Origin of the sequence: Thermus sp. LT1-2-5, from assembly GCF_040363165.1 — a bacterium.
Classification (GTDB): Bacteria; Deinococcota; Deinococci; order Deinococcales; family Thermaceae; genus Thermus.
The window spans coordinates 253210-269113 of the sequence record NZ_BSRG01000001.1; the positions used below are offsets into that span (position 1 = coordinate 253210).

The window sequence follows — 15904 nt, forward strand, 5'->3', positions numbered from 1 at the left end:
CTACTCCAGGACGGGGGGTACGCGGAAGAAGCCCTCTTCCCTTTCAGGGGCCAGGGCCAAGGCCTCGGCCTGGGGGAGGGAAGGCCAAGGCTCGTCCTCCCGCAGCCGGCCCAGGGGAGCCTCTTCTCCTATCCCTTCCACCTGGGGCAGGGCGTCCACGAAGTCCAGGATCCGCTTCAGGTCCTCGAGCAAAAGGGCCTCCTCCTCGAGGGCAAGCCGGATTTTGGCGAGGCCCTCCAGCTTGCGCAGGAGGTCAAGGGAAAGCTCCATGGTGGGCATTCTACGTCAGGAGCGCCGCCAGCCACCACAACAGGGGAGCGAGGAGCAAAGCGGGCAAAAAGGAGCCCACCCGTACCTTGGTGAGCCCCAGGAGGTTGATCCCCACCCCTAGGACCATGAGCCCCCCCACCCCCGTGGTGAGGAGGACCCGGGGGTCCTGGGCGGGGTCGGGAAGGGCCTGGCTCAGGGTGCCCGCCAGGAGGGCCACCCCCCCCTGGTAGAGCAGGATGACCAGGGTGCTGAACCCCACCCCGATGCCGAAGGAGCTGGTGAGGGCGATGGCGCTCATGCCGTCCAGGGTGGCCTTGAGGAGGAGGAGGCTGGCGTCCCCCGTGAGGCCGTTTTGAATGGAGCCCAAAAGGGTCATGGGCCCCACGCAGAAGAGGAGGCTTGCCGCCACGAAGCCCTCGGTGAAGCTCCCCCCGCCCCGCACTGCCTGTTTGATTTTGTTCCCCAGGCTTTCCAGGCCGTCTTCCACCCTAGCCCACTCCCCCAGAAGCCCCCCCGCCACCAAGGCGATGAGCCCCAGGACCACCCCGTCTATGGCCCCTCCCTTGGCCTTTCCCAGGGCCTGGGCCATGGAAAGCCCGATGAAGAGGGTGGTGAGCCCCACCCCTTGGACCATGATGCGGGCCATGCGCTCGGGGAGCCGGCCCCGGAGGAGTAGCCCAAGCCCTGTGCCCAGGACCACGGTCAAGGCGTTCACCAGGGTGCCGGAAAGCTTCTCCCACAGGGTGAGCTCCATGGCGGGTATTCTACCGAAGGATGGAACGCCTCCTGACCCAAGACGGCACCCCCACCCTCTACCACCCGGGCTACGGGGAGGCCTACCACCCGCGCCAAGGGGCCCTCCTCCAGGCCCGCAGGCTTTACCTGGAAAAGACCCTCACCCACCTCCACCCCGCCCCCAGGGTCCTCGAGGTGGGCTTCGGCCTGGGGGTGAACTTCCGCGTGGCCCTGGAAAACGCCCTTTTGCGGGGGGTGCGGCTCCGCTACCTAGCGGTGGAAAAGGCGCCCTTGCCCAAGGAGGTTTTGGCGGAAGTCCCCCTGCCCCTGCCCCGGGCGGAAGGGGTCTACGCCCAGATCCTGGAGGCCTGGCCCGAGGAGGTGTTCCGGGGCCCTTGGGGGGAGCTCCGCTTGGTCTTTGGGGACATCCAGGAGGTGGTTCTTCCCCAGAGCTTCGCCACCGCCGTCTACCTGGACCCCTTTAGCCCCAAGGCTAACCCCGAGGCCTGGAGCTTGGGGGTTCTCAGGAAACTCCGCCTGGCCTTGCGGCCAGGGGGGCGGCTTGCCACCTACTCGGCGCAAGGGGCCTTCCGCCGCGCCCTGGCCCAGGCGGGGTTTAGGGTTCACCGGGTGCCGGGGGTGGGGAAGCGGGAGTGGACGGTGGGTATCGCCGTAGGAGCTCCTCCCGGGTGAGGTAGGCCAGGCTCGCCCAAAAGCTTTCCCGTTTGGGGAGCTCCCCGCGGTACAGCCAGTAAAACCAGGCGCTAGCCAGGCTGGCCACCAGGCGGGGCCAGGGGGGGAGGGGGGCGGTTTGAAAGCCGAAGAGCCGCCCCCCTGGGGCCAGGTAGCTGTACCCATAGACCAGGCGCACCTCGGGGTCTTGGGCCACCCGTAGGGCTACCTTTTTCAGGCTTTCCCGGACGTACCGGATGGCCTCGAGGGGCGAGAGCTCCATGGCCCTTTGGCTTTCCAGGTGGAGCTCAAAGGCGGGGGTTCCTGCGGGGAGGCCGGGGAGGCTCGGCCCAGGGAAGGGCTTCTTCTCCAGGCGGAAGAGGTCAAAGGGCCCAAGCCCCGCCCGTTCCACCCGGTGGCGGCGGTTGTACCGCTCCTCAAACCCTTGTAGCCCTCGGATGAGGGCACGCCTGAGGGTGAGGGGAACGGGACGAAGCTCGTCCAGGGTCACGGGCCGATAGCCCAGGGCGAGCATCTGGGGGAGGGCGCGCTCTAGAAGGCGTAGGGTGCGCTCAGGCCCGTCGTGGAGGAGGACGATGGAGCCCGGGCGCAGGTAGTAAAGGAGCCTTTCCGCCAGGGCCTCGGGGGGTAGGGAAAGCCAGTCCTTGCTTTCTAGGTCCCAAAGGGCCACCCGTTTGCCCAGGGCCCAGGCGAAGGGGCGGGTGAAGGGGGTGTGCAGGCCATGGGGGGGACGGTAGTAACGGGCCCGGCCTTGGGCCATGTGCCGCCACTCCACCCAGGGGAGGAGGAGGGTGAGGGGTCGATGGTAGGCCCCGTGGTCCTCCACCTGGTGCCCCTCTCGCAGGATGGCCTCCACCCATTCCGGGTGACGCCTCGCCCTTTCTCCTGTGAGGAAGAAGGTGGCCTTGACCCCGTGGCGCCGGAGGAGGGCAAGAAGGGCCTCCGTCCTCTCCGAAGGCCCGTCGTCAAAGGTGAGGGCCACCTTGGCCTCGCGGCGGCTTCCGTGGGCATAAGCCCCCAGGCCCAAGAAGCGGAAGAGGAGGTCAGTAAGCCCATAAAGGAGGACCAGGCCAAGGGCTAATTCCATCTCCCCCTCCCCAGGATGAGGGCATAGAAGAGGCTCAGGGCGAGAAAGAGGGCGCTACCCGCAAGGAAGGGGGCCTGCGGGCCCAACGCCTCCCACAACACCCCCCCCACCGCCGGCCCCAAGGCTACCCCTAGGCCCTCCACGGTCATGAGGCCGCCCCAGATGGCGGCCCGGTTTTCCTCAGGGAGGTTTCGGGCCAGGAAACCGTTCCAGCCCGGCATGAAAAGGCTATACCCAAGCCCGGCCAAGAGGGCCAGGAGGGCCGTTTCCACCAGGCTTGTGGTGGTGGCCAGGCGGAGCATGACCAGGCCTAACAGGGCGAGCCCCCCCACCAGGGCGAGCCGGTAGCCGCGGCGGTCCACAAGCCGTCCGGTGAAGGGAAGGAGGCCGAAGGCAAGGGCTCCGCCCAGGAGGAGGAGCCCTCCCAAGGCGATGGGCTCGAGGCCCAACCGCTCCTTGGCGTAGCGGAGGAGGAAGAGGGACACCAAAGCGGGGGCGAAGGTTTGGCCGAAGGCGGCGGGGAGGAAGAGGACGAGGCGGCCCAAGGGGTAGGCTTCCCGCTTGGCGGGGGGCAAGGGGATGCGGAAGGCGATCAGGCTTAGGGTGAGGAGAAGGGCAAGGCTTTGGGCCAGGAGCAACAGGGTGAGGGCGGCCTCGGGGTGGCGTTGGGCCACCTGGCCCACCCCCACAAGGCCGATGCCCGCCCAAGGCAAAACCAGGGTAAAGGTGAAGGAAAGGGCCCGCGCCTCCCGCCCGGGAACGGCGATGCGGCTCGCCAAGGTCATGAGCCCCGGGTAGAGGGTGGAAAGGGAAAGGCCCCAAAGGATGGCCAGGGCCCATAGGATCCAGGCCGCCTGCGCCTTAGGGGTGAGAAGAAGTACCCAAAGCCCCACCGCCCCCGCCAAGGTGGCGGTCTTGCCGAAACCGGCCCGCTCCGCCAAGAGGCCGCCAAAGCTTTTGGAAAGGTTTTCCGCCAGTTGGTGGAGGGTGTAGGCCAGGGTGAAGGTGGCGGGGCCTAAGTGCAAGCGCTCGGGGGCGTAGAAGGGCATAAGGCCGGCAAAGAAGCCGCTCCGCACCCCCTCCATGAGGCCCACGGCCAAGACGAGGCGCAGGAAAACGAAAAGGCCTTCCCTGGACCACGGAAGCAGGTGAAACACGCTAGAGTATACCCGTGCGGATTAGCGTGGTGATCCCCGCCCATAACGAGGAGGCCTACCTAGCAGGGGCCTTGGAGGCGGTGCTGGCCCAGACCCTTCCCCCCTTTGAGGTCATCGTGGTGGACAACGCCTCCACCGACCGCACCCGGGAGGTGGCGGAAGGCTTTGGGGTGCGGGTGGTGTACTGCGCCCGAAAGGGGGTGGCCCACGCCCGCCAGGCGGGGCTTTTGGCCGCTCGAGGGGAGTGGGTGGCCATGACCGATGCGGACTCCAGGCCCTTGCCCCACTGGCTTTCCGCCCTTTCCCGCCGCGCCGAGGGCGCCCTCGCCCTCTACGGCCCCTTGCGCTTTTACGGGGTTTCCCCTTGGGAGGCCGCCCTTTCCGAATGGGGGTACCGGGTGTTCCTCCGCCTCATGGCCCTCTTGGGCCGCCCCAACCTGGCGGGGGCCAACCTCATGGTCCACAAGGAGGCGGCCCTGAGGGTGGGGGGGTTCCCGGAGGTGGAGGCCCGGGAGGACGTGCTCTTAGGCTATAAGCTGGCCCGGCTCGGTCCCGTGCGCTACGTGCCCGAGGCCTTGGTCCTCACCTCGGCCCGCAGGCTAAAGGGGGGGTGGGGTCGGTTCCTCCTGAGGCAACTCAGAAACCTTTTGGGCGATCCTCGAGGGTATTTCGGGGAAGGCGGGGAAAAGGAAAGATAAGCCGCCGGGGTTCTGCCCGCAGGATTTCGCTTGCCTCGTCGTACACCGCCACGATCCTCTCGGCGATGCGCTCCGCCGAGCGCTCCATGGCCCAGGCGCGCGCCTGCAGGCTCATGCGCTCCCGTTTGCTCTCGTCCTGCAGAAGCTCTAGGGCCTTCTCCGCCAGGGCCCGGTAATCCCCCGGGGGGACCAGGTACCCCGTCTTGCCGTCTTCCACCCCCTCCAACACCCCTTCCGCCCCCACCGCCACCACCGGGACCCCCATGGCCTGGGCCTCCCAGATCACCAGGCCCTGGGTTTCCGTTTCGCTGGCGAAGAGGAAAAGCTCCGCCAGGCGGTAGTAGCCGCCGATGCGGTGGTAGGGTACCGGGCCTAGGAAGCGCACCCGTTCCGCAATGCCCAGTTCGTGGGCCAGGGCCTGCAGGGCGGCTAGCTCAGGTCCTTCGCCGATGTGGACCAGGAAGACGTCCGCTTCCCGACTGAGTTCCGCCACCGCCTTCAGCACCACGTCGAAGGACTTCTCCTTGCCCAACCGCCCCACGGTGATGAGGCGGCGCTTCCCCGCAGGCCAGGGAGGGGGGGAGGGGAGGGGGGCTTCCTCCAAGATCCGGGTGTCGATTCCCGTGGGGATAACCCGGATGGGCCTTTCTATACCGTAGCCTTCCGCCAGGCGCTTCACCGGCTCCGTGGGGGCGATGACCACCTCCACCCGGTTGTAAAAGGCCTTGGCCAGGCGGGGGACGATGCCCGTGTACTTGTCCAAAATGGCGAGGCCGGGCACGTAGTGGGCGTATTTCTCGTAGTGGGTGTGGAAGGTGGACACGTGGGGCAGGCCCTTGTTGCGGGCGATGCGAAGCCCCCAGACCCCCAGGGTCAGGGGGGTATGGGTGTGGATGAGCTCAAACTCCGTGGGCAGGTACTTGGCCGAGGGCAGGGCGATTTGCTGGCCCTCGTAAAAGGGGTAGGCCACGGAAGGTACCCGCACCACGCCTTCCTCCTGGGCTGGGGCCTCGGGGTGCTTGGGGGCGATCACCCAGGCCTCGTGCCCCATGCGGCGCAGTTCCCGTAACAGGAGATACACGCTCGTGGTCACCCCGTTGGGGTTAGGGAAGTAGACGTCGGTGAAGAGGCCTATACGGTAAAGGCGCATTAGGTAGATTTTAAGGCTAGCCGTTCCAATTCCTCCGCCAGCCGCTTGGCACTTAAAGCGTTGGTCCGTTCCCCTAAAACGCGCGCCCGCCCCTGCTCGCCCATACGCTGGGCTTCTTGGGGGTGGTGCATGAGCCAGCGCACCGCTTCCGCAATAGCCCTTGGAGAAGGTTTGATGAGAAGCCCCTCATTAGGGGAAATTACCTCTTGCTGGGGGGGGTGCGCGCTGGCGATGACGGGAAGGCCAGAGGCCATGCCTTCCAGGATTACCAGACCTGGATTGTCCGCTAGTGTGGGGAAAAGCACGGCATCAGAGGCTCGGTAAAGCTCTGCGGTGTCGTTTTGGCCCCCCAGGAAGCGCACGTTGGATATGCCCAAGGATTGGGCAAGCCAGCGAAGGGGGTGCGCCCATGTGCCTTCCCCCGCCAGCAGAAAATCGGCCTCTACATGTTGGGCGGCGAGAACGATGGAAAGTTGGTTTTTCTCCGGGGTAAATCGGGCTGGTGTGAGCAGGGTGAAGCGTGTAAGCCCTAGCTTCTTTCGCAACCAAGCGCGTTCTTCCGGGCTGGGTGGACGGAAGCGATCGGGATCAACGCCCACGGGGACCACCTGAGCCTCAAGGCCAAAATGGCGGCGTATGTAGCCCGCTGCCCATTGGGTGCCCACGAAAATGGCGTCAGCCATGGCTACTCTGCGGGCTTTGGTGATGCGATAGATAAAGCGGTACAAGCGCTTCAGGCCCAAGGGATAATGGTATTCGAGTTGATCGTGGAGAAATACGCTTCTAGGCCGGGGTAAAAAGGGTAAGAGTTTGTACGTGGATGGAAACCACGCTTGAAGAACCCGCACATGCGCTTCTTGGGTTAGGCGAACCAGCTGGTTTAGACGGGTGTAGGTATACGTGGCTACACCTCTGTGGTTGAGGGTCTGGATTAGATACTCCAATTTGGGATTGTCGGGTAAGTAAACAGCGGGTTGGATTCCGTGAAGGGACAAACGGGGCAGGGTTTCCAGTAGCCATATCTCACTTCCTGCAATACGAGGGGCATCGGTTAGAAATGCGACCCTAAGCATTGACGATCTCCAAAAGCACACACTTTAGATGGAGTGCGGCTTTTTGAAGCGTGTGTTCCCTGAGAACTCGTCTGCGAGCTTGGATGCCGAGTTCGGGCTTAGTCAAGGCCTTGGTCAAGGCCCTAGCGAGGCGCCAGGGGAAAGGGGGGACGATAAACCCCTCCACCCCGTCTGTCAGGAGCTCTTTTTGCGCGGGAATGGGGGTGGTCACCACGGGAAGCCCGGAGGCCATGGCCTCGAGGGTGGCCAGGGATTGGTTCTCCCCTAGGGTAGGAAGAAGCATGGCATCTGCAACCCGGTAGAGCTCGGGCATGTCTTCCCTTCGGCCCAGGAAACGCGCATTGTGGAGGTTTAGGGCTCGGGCGAGACCTTGCCAAAGACGGAGAAGCTCTCCGGTGCCTACAAGGAGGAAGATGACTTGGGGAAGGAGCTTGGCGGTCAGAAGCACGGCCAGATGGTTCTTTTCCGGGCTCATCCGAGCGGGGACTAGGACCACGGGCCCTTCCAGTGTGTAACGTGCGCGCAGGGTCTGTTTTTCTCCAGTAAGCGGCGGTCGGAAGCGGTTCGTGTCTACCCCGTTCGGTACGGGGTACACTCGCTGCAACCCGTGAACTTCCCGCAGCCACCGTGCGGCCCACTGCGAGACGGTGATGACCGCTTGCGCCCGGCGCAGGTTTGGGACTTGGAGCACTCGGTATCCAAGCCGGTACAGGTAACGACCCCCGAGGGGGTAAAAGATTTCTATTTGGTCGTGTACTAGTGGAACTAGATGCGGAAAGCGCTTATAAAATTTCTGGAAACTTTGGGGGTACCAAGCCGAGGCCACCACAAGATCGTAGCTTTCAGGTAGCTCCTCTAGGCGAGTATAGGCGTGTACGGGGATGCCGGCTTGTTCTAGGGATTGGCGTATGGATAGGTTTCCCGCAGCAGAAGGCATGGCGGCCTCAGGGCGTAGCCCGAGGAGCTTAAGCCGCGGCAACATCTCCCTGAGGTAGACTTCACTTCCTCCGATGGTCTTAGCATCGGTGAGAAAAAGTACCTTCACAGCATCTCCAGAAGGATTTCCACGGCCCTGGCTTGTTCGCTCAGGGGCACGTAAGGGCCACCTTTTTCCCGGGCTAGGGTTTCGTCAGAAGGCAGATGGACGAAAAGTACGGGCACGGAAGTGGGCAGGTGGAACAAGGAGAGGTAAAAGGCTTGGTTGCACAGGTAGCTTCCCGCGGAGAGGCTTGCCCGGGCGGGGATGCCCGCTTCCTGGAGCCGCCGCAAGCCTTCCTTGATGGGAAAGCGGGCAGGGAGGGCCAGGGGGCCATTTGGCACCACCTCCTCGTCTAGCTTTAAGGTACCCCGATTGTCCGGCTGATCGAAGTCCAGAAGGTTTACGGCTAGGCGTTCCAGGGTGATAAGGGAGCGGTTTGCCGCCAAGCCCAGGTGTAAGACGCCCTCGGGGCTTAGGGCGTGCAGGGACCGCAACGTTTCCGGGAGCGCCTCGGCGTCCACGGGCAAAAGGGCGGTGTGCACGGGCCTATTCCCCACCCTTTGGGGAAGGAGGGGAAGCAAGGCGGCGGAAGGGTTGTGCGGTAGACCGCCGAAGGGTTCGAAACCGGTGACCAGGAGCATGGCGCAACCTGAGGCGCCATTATAGTCCACTTATCCTTGACTCGGTATAAGATGGAGGGCGTGGAACTGGGCCTCGTGACCGACACGGCGGCGGATCTCTCGCCCAAGGTCCTTCAAGAGGAAGCGGTGGGCCTTGTGCCCATTTACGTTCACCTAGCGGGGCGCCGGTACAAGGACTGGCAAGAGCTCACCCCCGATGCCCTCTATCAAGCCATGCGAGCCGGGGCGGAGCCGGTGACCGAGCCCCCGAGTGTGGAGGATTTCGCCGAGGTGTACGAGCGGTACCTTCAGGTCTACGACCGCCTCCTTTCCATCCATGTGTCCGGGGAGCTATCCAAAACCGTGGACCGGGCCCGGGAGGCGGCCTTGAAGGTGGCCCCGACCCGCATCCGGGTAGTGGACTCGGGCATGGTATCCGCTGGGCTTGGGGCCATGGTGCTCCGAGCGGTGGAGATGCTCAAAGGGGGGGCAGAGGAAGAGGAGGTGGTGCGGGAGCTGGAAAGGCTTAAGCGTTCCAGCCTCTACTTCAGCGTGGCTGACCTATCCCACCTGGCCAGAAACGGTCGCCTGCCCCGCTTTGGCGAGGTGGTGGGGAACCTTTTGGGCCTCAGGCCTATTTTGCGCATCGAAAAGGGGCATATCCGCTTCCTGAGGGTGGCGAGGGAAAACGCTGTGCCCGAGATCTTGGCCCGCTTGGTGTTGGAAGAGTTCAGAGGGCGCTCCGCCCGCATCACCATCGCCCACACCGACGCCAAGAGCGAGTGGATTGAGGGGTTAAAGAAAGGCTTGGAAACGGCCTTGCGTCTGGAGCGGGGCCGCATCACCCGTTCCGGGGCCACCATCGCCGCCAACGTGGGCCTTGGGGCTTTAGCCGTGCACGCTTATTCGGTAGAATGACGGGTGGCTCTTTGGGCCTACCCATGGACTTGGTTTTGAACGCTCTTTACGGCCACCGCGTGAGCGTGCCCCAGGTGGTGGCCGCTTGGCTCTTCGCCCAAGAAGCGGCCCCTGCGGTCCTCCTGGCCCCGGAAGACCGCCTACGGCGCTACCGCGACCTTTCCGCTTTTGGGGTTCCCGTTTATGTGAACCCGGGCCTCGAGGCCCTGGAGGAAAAGGCCTTGTTCGTCTTTTCCTACGAGGAGGCCCTGGCCCCCTTTCCCGAAGACCCCAGCTCCTGGCGCCTGGTCTTGGAGGTGGGCCGAACCTACCCCCGGGAAGCCCTTCTATCCCGCCTCCTCCGGATGGGGTACGCCCGGGATGAGGACTACCGGGTCCTGGGGGAGGTGCTGGAGCTGGGGGAGGTGCGGCTGGAGTTCTTTGGGGACGAGCTAGAGCGGCTACGGGTGGCGGGGGAGGAGCGGCGCCGGCACATCCTCCTGCCCAAGCCGGGGAAGGTGGAAGGCTTTCAAAGCCACAAGATCCGCCATTTCCCCGGCCCCGTCTACCTGGACACCCCCGCCCTGGCCCCCAAGGCCCTTTGGCCCCTCTTGGCGGACCGGCCCCTGGTGGCCTTGGGCGGCGGGGTGGACCTACCCCCTTTGGACCTAGGGGTGCGGCCCCTTCCCCCGTACCGCGGAAGCCTAAAGGCGTTGGAAAAGGACCTCAAGCGCTGGCTCGAGGAGGGAAAACGCGTCCACCTCTTCGTGGGCCATGGCCGCACCCTGGACTACCTAAGACGGCGGTTTGCGGATTTGGGCCCCGTGGTGCGGGAGCGCTTCCCCGGTCCTAGGGGGCGCCTGACCCTCCTTACGGGGGCGTTTGAGGGAGGGGCGGAATGGGGGGAGGTGGTCCTCCTCACCGAGGCCTTGGTCTTCGCCACCGGGGGCGTGCGGGCCAGGCTTCGCAAAGGGGAAGGCCTGAGCGACCCGGGCGCCCTTGCCCCGGGGGACTACCTCATCCACCCCGAGCACGGCATCGGGCAGTTCTTGGGCCTGGAAACCCGCGAGGTCCTGGGGGCGAGGCGGGACTACCTGGTCCTGCGCTACAAGGGGGAAGGACGGCTTTACCTCCCCGTGGAACAGCTCCCCCTTCTCAAGCGCCACCCCGGCACCACCGACGACCCGCCGGAGCTCTCCTCCCTGGGCAAGAACGAGTGGCAACGGGCCAAGGAGAAGGCCAGGAAGGATGTGGAGGAGCTTGCGGCGCGCCTCCTTGTGCTCCAGGCCAAGCGCAAGGCCACACCTGGGCGAGCCTTCCCCCCCTTGCCCGACTGGGACCCTTTGGTGGAGGCAGGCTTTCCTTACGCCCTCACCCCCGACCAAAAGCAGGCCCTAGAGGAGGTGCTTAAAGACCTGGAAAGCCCTCATCCCATGGACCGCCTGGTCTCGGGGGACGTGGGCTTCGGCAAGACGGAGGTGGCCCTGAGGGCCGCCCACCGGGTGGTGGGGCACGGGGCCCAAGTGGCCTTTTTGGTGCCCACCACCCTCCTCGCCGAGCAACACGGCAAGACCTTCCGGGAACGCTTTCAGGGACTCCCCGTACGGGTGGCGGTCCTCTCCCGCTTCACCCCAGAGAAGGAGGAGGCGGAAATCCTTAAAGGCCTTGCCGAGGGTAGGGTGGACATCGTCATCGGCACCCACCGCCTTCTCCAGCCCGATGTGTGCTTCAAGGACTTGGGCCTCCTCATCGTGGACGAGGAGCACCGCTTTGGGGTGGCCCAAAAGGAAAGGATCCGCGAGCTACGAGCCCATGTGGATACCCTTTACCTCTCCGCCACGCCCATTCCCCGCACCCTTTACTCGGCCCTGGTGGGGCTGAAGGACCTGTCCAGCATCAAGACCCCGCCCCCGGGCCGCAAACCCATAAAGACCTTCCTCGCCCCCTTCGACCCGCTTTTGGTGCGGGAGGCCATCCTCTTGGAGCTGGAGCGGGGGGGCAAGGTCTTTTACGTCCACGACCGGGTGGCTTCCATCGAGGCTCGGCGGCGCTACCTGGAGAACCTGGTCCCCGAGGCCCGCATCGGGGTGGTCCACGGGCAGATGCCGGAGGCTCTGGTGGAGGAGACCATGCTCCTCTTCGCCGAGGGGGCCTACGATGTCCTTGTGGCCACCACCATCATCGAGTCGGGGCTGGACGTGCCCGAGGCGGGCACCATCCTCATTGAGCGGGCGGACCGATTGGGCTTGGCCACCCTCTACCAGCTCCGGGGCCGCGTGGGCCGCCGGGACCAGGAAGCTTACGCCTACCTCTTCCACCCACCCCGGCTCACGGAGGCGGCGGAGAAGCGCCTCGCCGCCATTGCCGACCTTTCGGACCTGGGCTCGGGCCACCTCCTGGCGGAGAAGGACATGGAGATCCGGGGGGTGGGGAACCTGTTAGGCCCCGAGCAGCACGGGCACATCCGGGCCCTTTCCCTGGAGGTCTACACCGAGCTCTTGGAGGAGGCCATACGCAAGCTCAAAGGGGAGGTCAAGGAGGAAAGGCCCCACGTCACCCTGGACCTCGCCCTTTCTGCCCGACTGCCCGCGGAGTACGTGGGGAGCCTCGAGGCCAGGAGCCGCTACTATGGCCGCTTTGCCGAGGCGAGGAGCTTGGCGGAGCTTTCCCGGCTGGTGCGGGAACTGAAGGAGCGCTACGGGCCCTTGCCCGAGGAGGCGGAAAACTTTGTGAACCTGGCTAGGCTCCGCTTGGTGGCGGAGCGCAAGGGCGTGGTTTCCCTCACGGAGGACCTCACCCACCTGCAGGTGGTCTTTGACCATTGGCCTTTGGACTACGACGCTCGAGGGCTGAGGACGCTTCCTTTCCGCCTGGAGATCCATCAGTACCCCCCTGGCTTCCGCTTGGAGAAGAAAGGTCTAAAGCCCCGGGAGTACCCCGAGGCTCTTCTGCAGGCGCTTTACCTGTTTGCGGACAGGTAATGCGCATCCCCTTTGACACCGGACCGTCCTCGCCGTAAACTTTGACTCAGTATAAGGAGGTGGCCATGATCAAGAAGGTAGGCGTGGTGGGCGCAGGGACCATGGGCAGTGGGATCGCATCCCTGGTGGCCAGCGCCGGGATCCCCGTGGTCCTTCTGGACCTGCCCGGTAAAGAGGACCGCAACGAGTGGGCCAAGCGGGGTCTGGAACGTGCCCTCAAGGCCAAACCCGCGGCCTTCATGGACCCGGAGCTTGCTCGCTATGTGGAAATCGGCAACACCGAGGACCACCTGGACAAGCTAAAGGACTGCGACTGGGTGGTGGAGGCCATCATAGAGAAGCCCGAGCCCAAGCGGGCGCTCTACGAAAAGCTGGAGGCCATTCTCAAGCCCACCGCTATCGTCAGCTCCAACACCAGCGGCATCCCCATGGCGGTCCTCCTTCAGGGGCGCTCTGAAGCTTTCCGGCGCCGCTTCCTGGGCACGCACTTCTTCAACCCCCCCCGCTACCTCCACCTCCTAGAGCTCATCCCCACGCCCGAAACCGCCCCTGAGGTTCTGGCGGAGATCCGCCGCTTCGGCGAGCGCATCTTGGGTAAGGGCACCGTCTTGGCCAAGGACCGGCCGGGCTTCATCGCCAACCGTTTGGGCGTGTACGGGATGGTCCAGGCGGTGCGCCTTATGGAAACGCACGGCCTCACCATCGACGAGGTGGATGCCCTCACCGGGCCCCTCTTGGGCCGGCCCAACTCCGCCACCTTCCGCACCGCCGACCTCACGGGCCTGGACGTGCTCAAACTGGTGACGGAGGAGCTGGCCCAGGCTACCGGGGAGGACTTTGCCCTTCCCGCTTGGGTCTTGCGCCTGGTGGAGGAGGGCCGGCTTGGGGAGAAGTCGGGCCAAGGGTTCTACAAGCGGGTGAACGGGGAGATCCTCACCCTGGATTACCGGACCCTGGAGTACGTGCCCCGGGCCAAGGTGGACGTCCCCGAGTTGCGCACCTTGCGGGAGTTACCCCTTGAGGAAAGGCTTCGCGGGGCCTTGGACCTGCCGGGCAAGTACGGGGCCTTCCTACGCGAGCTCTTCGCCCGCACCGCCCACTACACCTTGGAAAAGGCGGAGGAGATCGCCTACGACCTGGTTTCCGTGGACCAAGCCTTGGAGTGGGGCTTTGGCTGGGAGGCGGGGCCTTTCAAGAATATGGACGCCGTGGGCCACCACCGGCTCACGGCTCTCCTGGCCGAGTTGGGCTTGGGTGAGCCCCCGCTTTTGCAACGGGCACAGGGGAGCTTCTACCGGGACGGAACCTACTTGGGCTTTGACGGGGCGTACCACCCCTTGCCCAAGCGGGAAGGCGTGATCTCCCTGAAGGCCCTTAAGGCGGAAGGGAAGACGCTTTTGGAGAGCAAGGAGGCGGCCCTTCTGGACCTAGGAGACGGGGTGGCCCTTTTGGAGTTCCGCACCAAGATGAACGCCATCGGGGAAGGGGTCATCCGCATGCTCCAGAAGAGCCTCGAGTACGTGGAGGAAAAGGGCTACGTGGGCCTCGTTATCGGCAACGAGGACCCGCGGGCCTTCTCCGCCGGGGCCAACCTGGCCCTCATCCTTTCCCTGGCCCAAGAAGGGGACTGGGACGAGCTTTCCTTGGCGGTGCGGCAGTTCCAGAAAGCCTCCATGTCCTTACGCTACAGCCCCTTCCCCGTGGTAGTGGCGCCCTTTGGCCTCACCTTGGGCGGCGGGGCGGAGTTCACCCTGCATGCGGATGCGGTGCAGGCCCACGCCGAGCTGTACATGGGCCTGGTGGAAGCGGGGGTGGGGCTTTTGCCCGCTGGGGGGGGCACCAAGGAGATGCTCCTCCGCTTTACCCAGGAGCTCTTGCCCTACGAGGAGGCCGACCCCTTTGAGGGGGTGAAGCGGGCGTTTAACCTCATCGCCTTGGCCAAAACCTCCACCAGCGCCCTCGAGGCCAAGAAGATGGGCTTCCTCCGCGACCGGGACCGGATCAGCATGAACCGGGACTTCCTCATCGCCGACGCCAAGCGGCGCGTCCTGGAGCTTGCCCCCGATTACCGCCCGCCCCTACCCCCGCGGGTGCGGGTATTGGGCAGCGAGGCCTTGGGCAACCTCCGCTACGCCGTGTGGGCGTTCCGCGAGGCAGGGGAGATCTCGGACCACGACATGCGCATCGGTCTGGAGATCGCTTACGTGCTTTCCGGCGGGGAAGGCCCGGTGCGGGAGGTGTCTGAGTGGGACCTTCTGGACCTGGAGCGGGAAGCCTTCTTGAAGCTCCTCGGCACCCGCAAGACCCAAGAGCGCATCGCCTACACCCTTAAAACGGGCAAGCCCCTGAGGAACTAGAGGTGGGACCATGCAGGAAGCGGTGATCGTTAGCGCAGTACGGAGCCCCGTGGCCCGGGGCAAGAAGGACGGGGCCTTGGCCGAACTCCATCCCGTGGACCTCTCGGCCCAGGTGATGCGGCACGCCGTGGAGCGGATCGGCCTTGACCCCAAGGAGGTGGAGGACGTCCTTTGGGGGTGCGCCATGCCTGAGGCGGCCCAGGGGTTGAACATCGCCCGCCTGGCCCTCCTCAGGGCGGGCTTTCCCGTGGAGGTGGCGGGGGCCACCGTCAACCGCTTCTGCTCCTCGGGCCTACAAACCATTGCCATGGCCGCCCAGGCGGTGATGACCGGGATGGCCGATGCGGTGCTGGCGGGAGGGGTGGAGATGATGAGCCAGGTGCCCATGTCCGGCTTCCACACCCGGCTCCACCCCGACCTCACCCCCACCGAGTGGAACCCCGAAACCTACTCCACCTATATCGGCATGGGCTTCACCGCAGAGCGGGTGGCGGAGCGGTTTGGCATCAGCCGGGAAGACCAGGACCGCTGGGCGTACCGGAGCCACCAGAAGGCAGCGCAGGCTTGGGCCGAGGGCCGCTTTTCCGAGGTGGTGCCCATCCGGGTGCCCAAGGTGCGCTACCAGGGGACGAAGAAGCAGGTGGAGGAGAGGGTGTTTGACCGGGACGAGACGGTGCGCCCGGATACCAGCCTCGAGGCCCTGGCCAAGCTCCGCCCCGCTTTCAAGAAGGGGGGCACGGTGACCGCAGGGAACGCCAGCCCCTACTCCGACGGGGCCGCGGCGGTGGTGGTCATGAGCCGGGAGAAGGCGGAGGCCTTGGGCCTGAAAGTCCTTGCCCGCTTCGTTAGCTTCGCCGTGGCGGGGGTGGAACCCGACGTGATGGGGATTGGCCCGGTGAAGGCCGTCCCTAAAGCCCTGGCGCGGGCGGGCCTCACCCTGGACCAGATCGACCTGATCGAGTTCAACGAAGCCTTCGCCGCCCAGGTTCTGGCGGTGATGCGCGCCCTGGGGATGCCGGAGGAGAAGACCAACGTGAACGGCGGGGCCATCGCCTTGGGCCACCCCTTGGGGGCCACGGGGGCCAAGCTCACGGCCCAGCTCATCAGCGAGCTATCCCGCCGTGGGGGCGGCTACGGCCTCGTCACCATGTGCATCGGCGGCGGCATGGGGGCTGCTGGCGTGTTTGAAGTCTACCCTGCGTAGGAG

Annotated in this window: 13 protein-coding genes and 2 pseudogenes; 6 read left to right on the forward strand and 9 right to left on the reverse strand. The window is 65.3% G+C overall.

The window, feature by feature from the left end:
* The gene (gene gatC, locus ABXG85_RS01285) at positions 1-270 is read right to left on the reverse strand and encodes an Asp-tRNA(Asn)/Glu-tRNA(Gln) amidotransferase subunit GatC (RefSeq protein ID WP_353511923.1); all 270 of its coding nucleotides are present in this window, start codon (positions 268-270) and stop codon (positions 1-3) included.
* Between the two features lie 10 nt (positions 271-280).
* Complete coding sequence (locus ABXG85_RS01290) at positions 281-1024, reverse strand: DUF554 domain-containing protein (protein WP_353511924.1); 744 nt, start codon at positions 1022-1024, stop codon at positions 281-283.
* A gap of 20 nt (positions 1025-1044) precedes the next feature.
* Here ABXG85_RS01290 and mnmC2 point away from each other — a divergent pair, with 20 nt between their 5' ends.
* Positions 1045-1698: a tRNA (5-methylaminomethyl-2-thiouridine)(34)-methyltransferase MnmC2 gene (gene mnmC2 / locus ABXG85_RS01295; protein ID WP_353511925.1), complete on the forward strand. Its 654-nt coding sequence runs from the start codon at positions 1045-1047 to the stop codon at positions 1696-1698.
* Here the strand turns inward: mnmC2 and ABXG85_RS01300 are convergent.
* Both ABXG85_RS01300 and ABXG85_RS01305 read right to left on the reverse strand, forming a co-directional pair.
* On the reverse strand, positions 1622-2785 hold the full coding sequence (locus ABXG85_RS01300; RefSeq protein WP_353511926.1) for a polysaccharide deacetylase family protein: 1164 nt from the start codon (positions 2783-2785) through the stop codon (positions 1622-1624). The genes mnmC2 and ABXG85_RS01300 overlap by 77 nt on opposite strands.
* Positions 2776-3942 (reverse strand): MFS transporter, encoded by a 1167-nt coding sequence (locus ABXG85_RS01305; protein ID WP_353511927.1) that lies wholly within the window; start codon positions 3940-3942, stop codon positions 2776-2778. Before ABXG85_RS01305 ends, ABXG85_RS01300 begins: the two co-directional genes overlap by 10 nt.
* Before the next feature lie 14 nt (positions 3943-3956).
* Between ABXG85_RS01305 and ABXG85_RS01310 the strand changes: the two genes are divergently transcribed.
* Positions 3957-4640 (forward strand): glycosyltransferase family 2 protein, encoded by a 684-nt coding sequence (locus ABXG85_RS01310; RefSeq protein WP_353511928.1) that lies wholly within the window; start codon positions 3957-3959, stop codon positions 4638-4640.
* On the opposite strand, the gene ABXG85_RS01315 is transcribed toward ABXG85_RS01310, so the two are convergent.
* The 5 genes and pseudogenes from ABXG85_RS01315 to ABXG85_RS01335 all read right to left on the reverse strand — a co-directional run bounded on the left by ABXG85_RS01315 (position 4579) and on the right by ABXG85_RS01335 (position 8483).
* The gene (locus ABXG85_RS01315; protein WP_353511929.1) at positions 4579-5790 is read right to left on the reverse strand and encodes a glycosyltransferase family 4 protein; all 1212 of its coding nucleotides are present in this window, start codon (positions 5788-5790) and stop codon (positions 4579-4581) included. The genes ABXG85_RS01310 and ABXG85_RS01315 overlap by 62 nt on opposite strands.
* Positions 5790-6863: a glycosyltransferase family 4 protein gene (locus ABXG85_RS01320; protein ID WP_353511930.1), complete on the reverse strand. Its 1074-nt coding sequence runs from the start codon at positions 6861-6863 to the stop codon at positions 5790-5792. Before ABXG85_RS01320 ends, ABXG85_RS01315 begins: the two co-directional genes overlap by 1 nt.
* The gene (locus tag ABXG85_RS01325) at positions 6856-7359 is read right to left on the reverse strand and encodes a glycosyltransferase family 4 protein (protein WP_353512063.1); all 504 of its coding nucleotides are present in this window, start codon (positions 7357-7359) and stop codon (positions 6856-6858) included. The genes ABXG85_RS01320 and ABXG85_RS01325 overlap by 8 nt, the downstream gene beginning before the upstream one ends.
* A 75-nt stretch (positions 7360-7434) precedes the next feature.
* Positions 7435-7908: pseudogene (locus tag ABXG85_RS01330) on the reverse strand (glycosyltransferase); the annotation flags it as partial.
* Positions 7905-8483, reverse strand: coding sequence for a pyroglutamyl-peptidase I (locus ABXG85_RS01335; protein WP_353511931.1), 579 nt, complete (start codon positions 8481-8483; stop codon positions 7905-7907). The gene ABXG85_RS01335 and the pseudogene ABXG85_RS01330, both read right to left, overlap by 4 nt.
* A 60-nt stretch (positions 8484-8543) precedes the next feature.
* Between ABXG85_RS01335 and ABXG85_RS01340 the strand changes: the two genes are divergently transcribed.
* The 4 genes and pseudogenes from ABXG85_RS01340 (at position 8544) to ABXG85_RS01355 (ending at position 15901) form a co-directional block, all read left to right on the forward strand.
* On the forward strand, positions 8544-9380 hold the full coding sequence (locus tag ABXG85_RS01340) for a DegV family protein (protein WP_353511932.1): 837 nt from the start codon (positions 8544-8546) through the stop codon (positions 9378-9380).
* Positions 9381-9403: 23 nt separating this feature from the next.
* Positions 9404-12334, forward strand: a pseudogene (gene mfd, locus ABXG85_RS01345) (transcription-repair coupling factor); the annotation flags it as partial.
* A 71-nt stretch (positions 12335-12405) separates the two neighbouring features.
* Positions 12406-14697, forward strand: a complete 2292-nt coding sequence (locus ABXG85_RS01350) for a 3-hydroxyacyl-CoA dehydrogenase/enoyl-CoA hydratase family protein (RefSeq protein ID WP_353511934.1) — start codon at positions 12406-12408, stop codon at positions 14695-14697.
* A gap of 10 nt (positions 14698-14707) precedes the next feature.
* The gene (locus ABXG85_RS01355; protein WP_353511935.1) at positions 14708-15901 is read left to right on the forward strand and encodes a thiolase family protein; all 1194 of its coding nucleotides are present in this window, start codon (positions 14708-14710) and stop codon (positions 15899-15901) included.
* Positions 15902-15904: the final 3 nt, after the last annotated feature.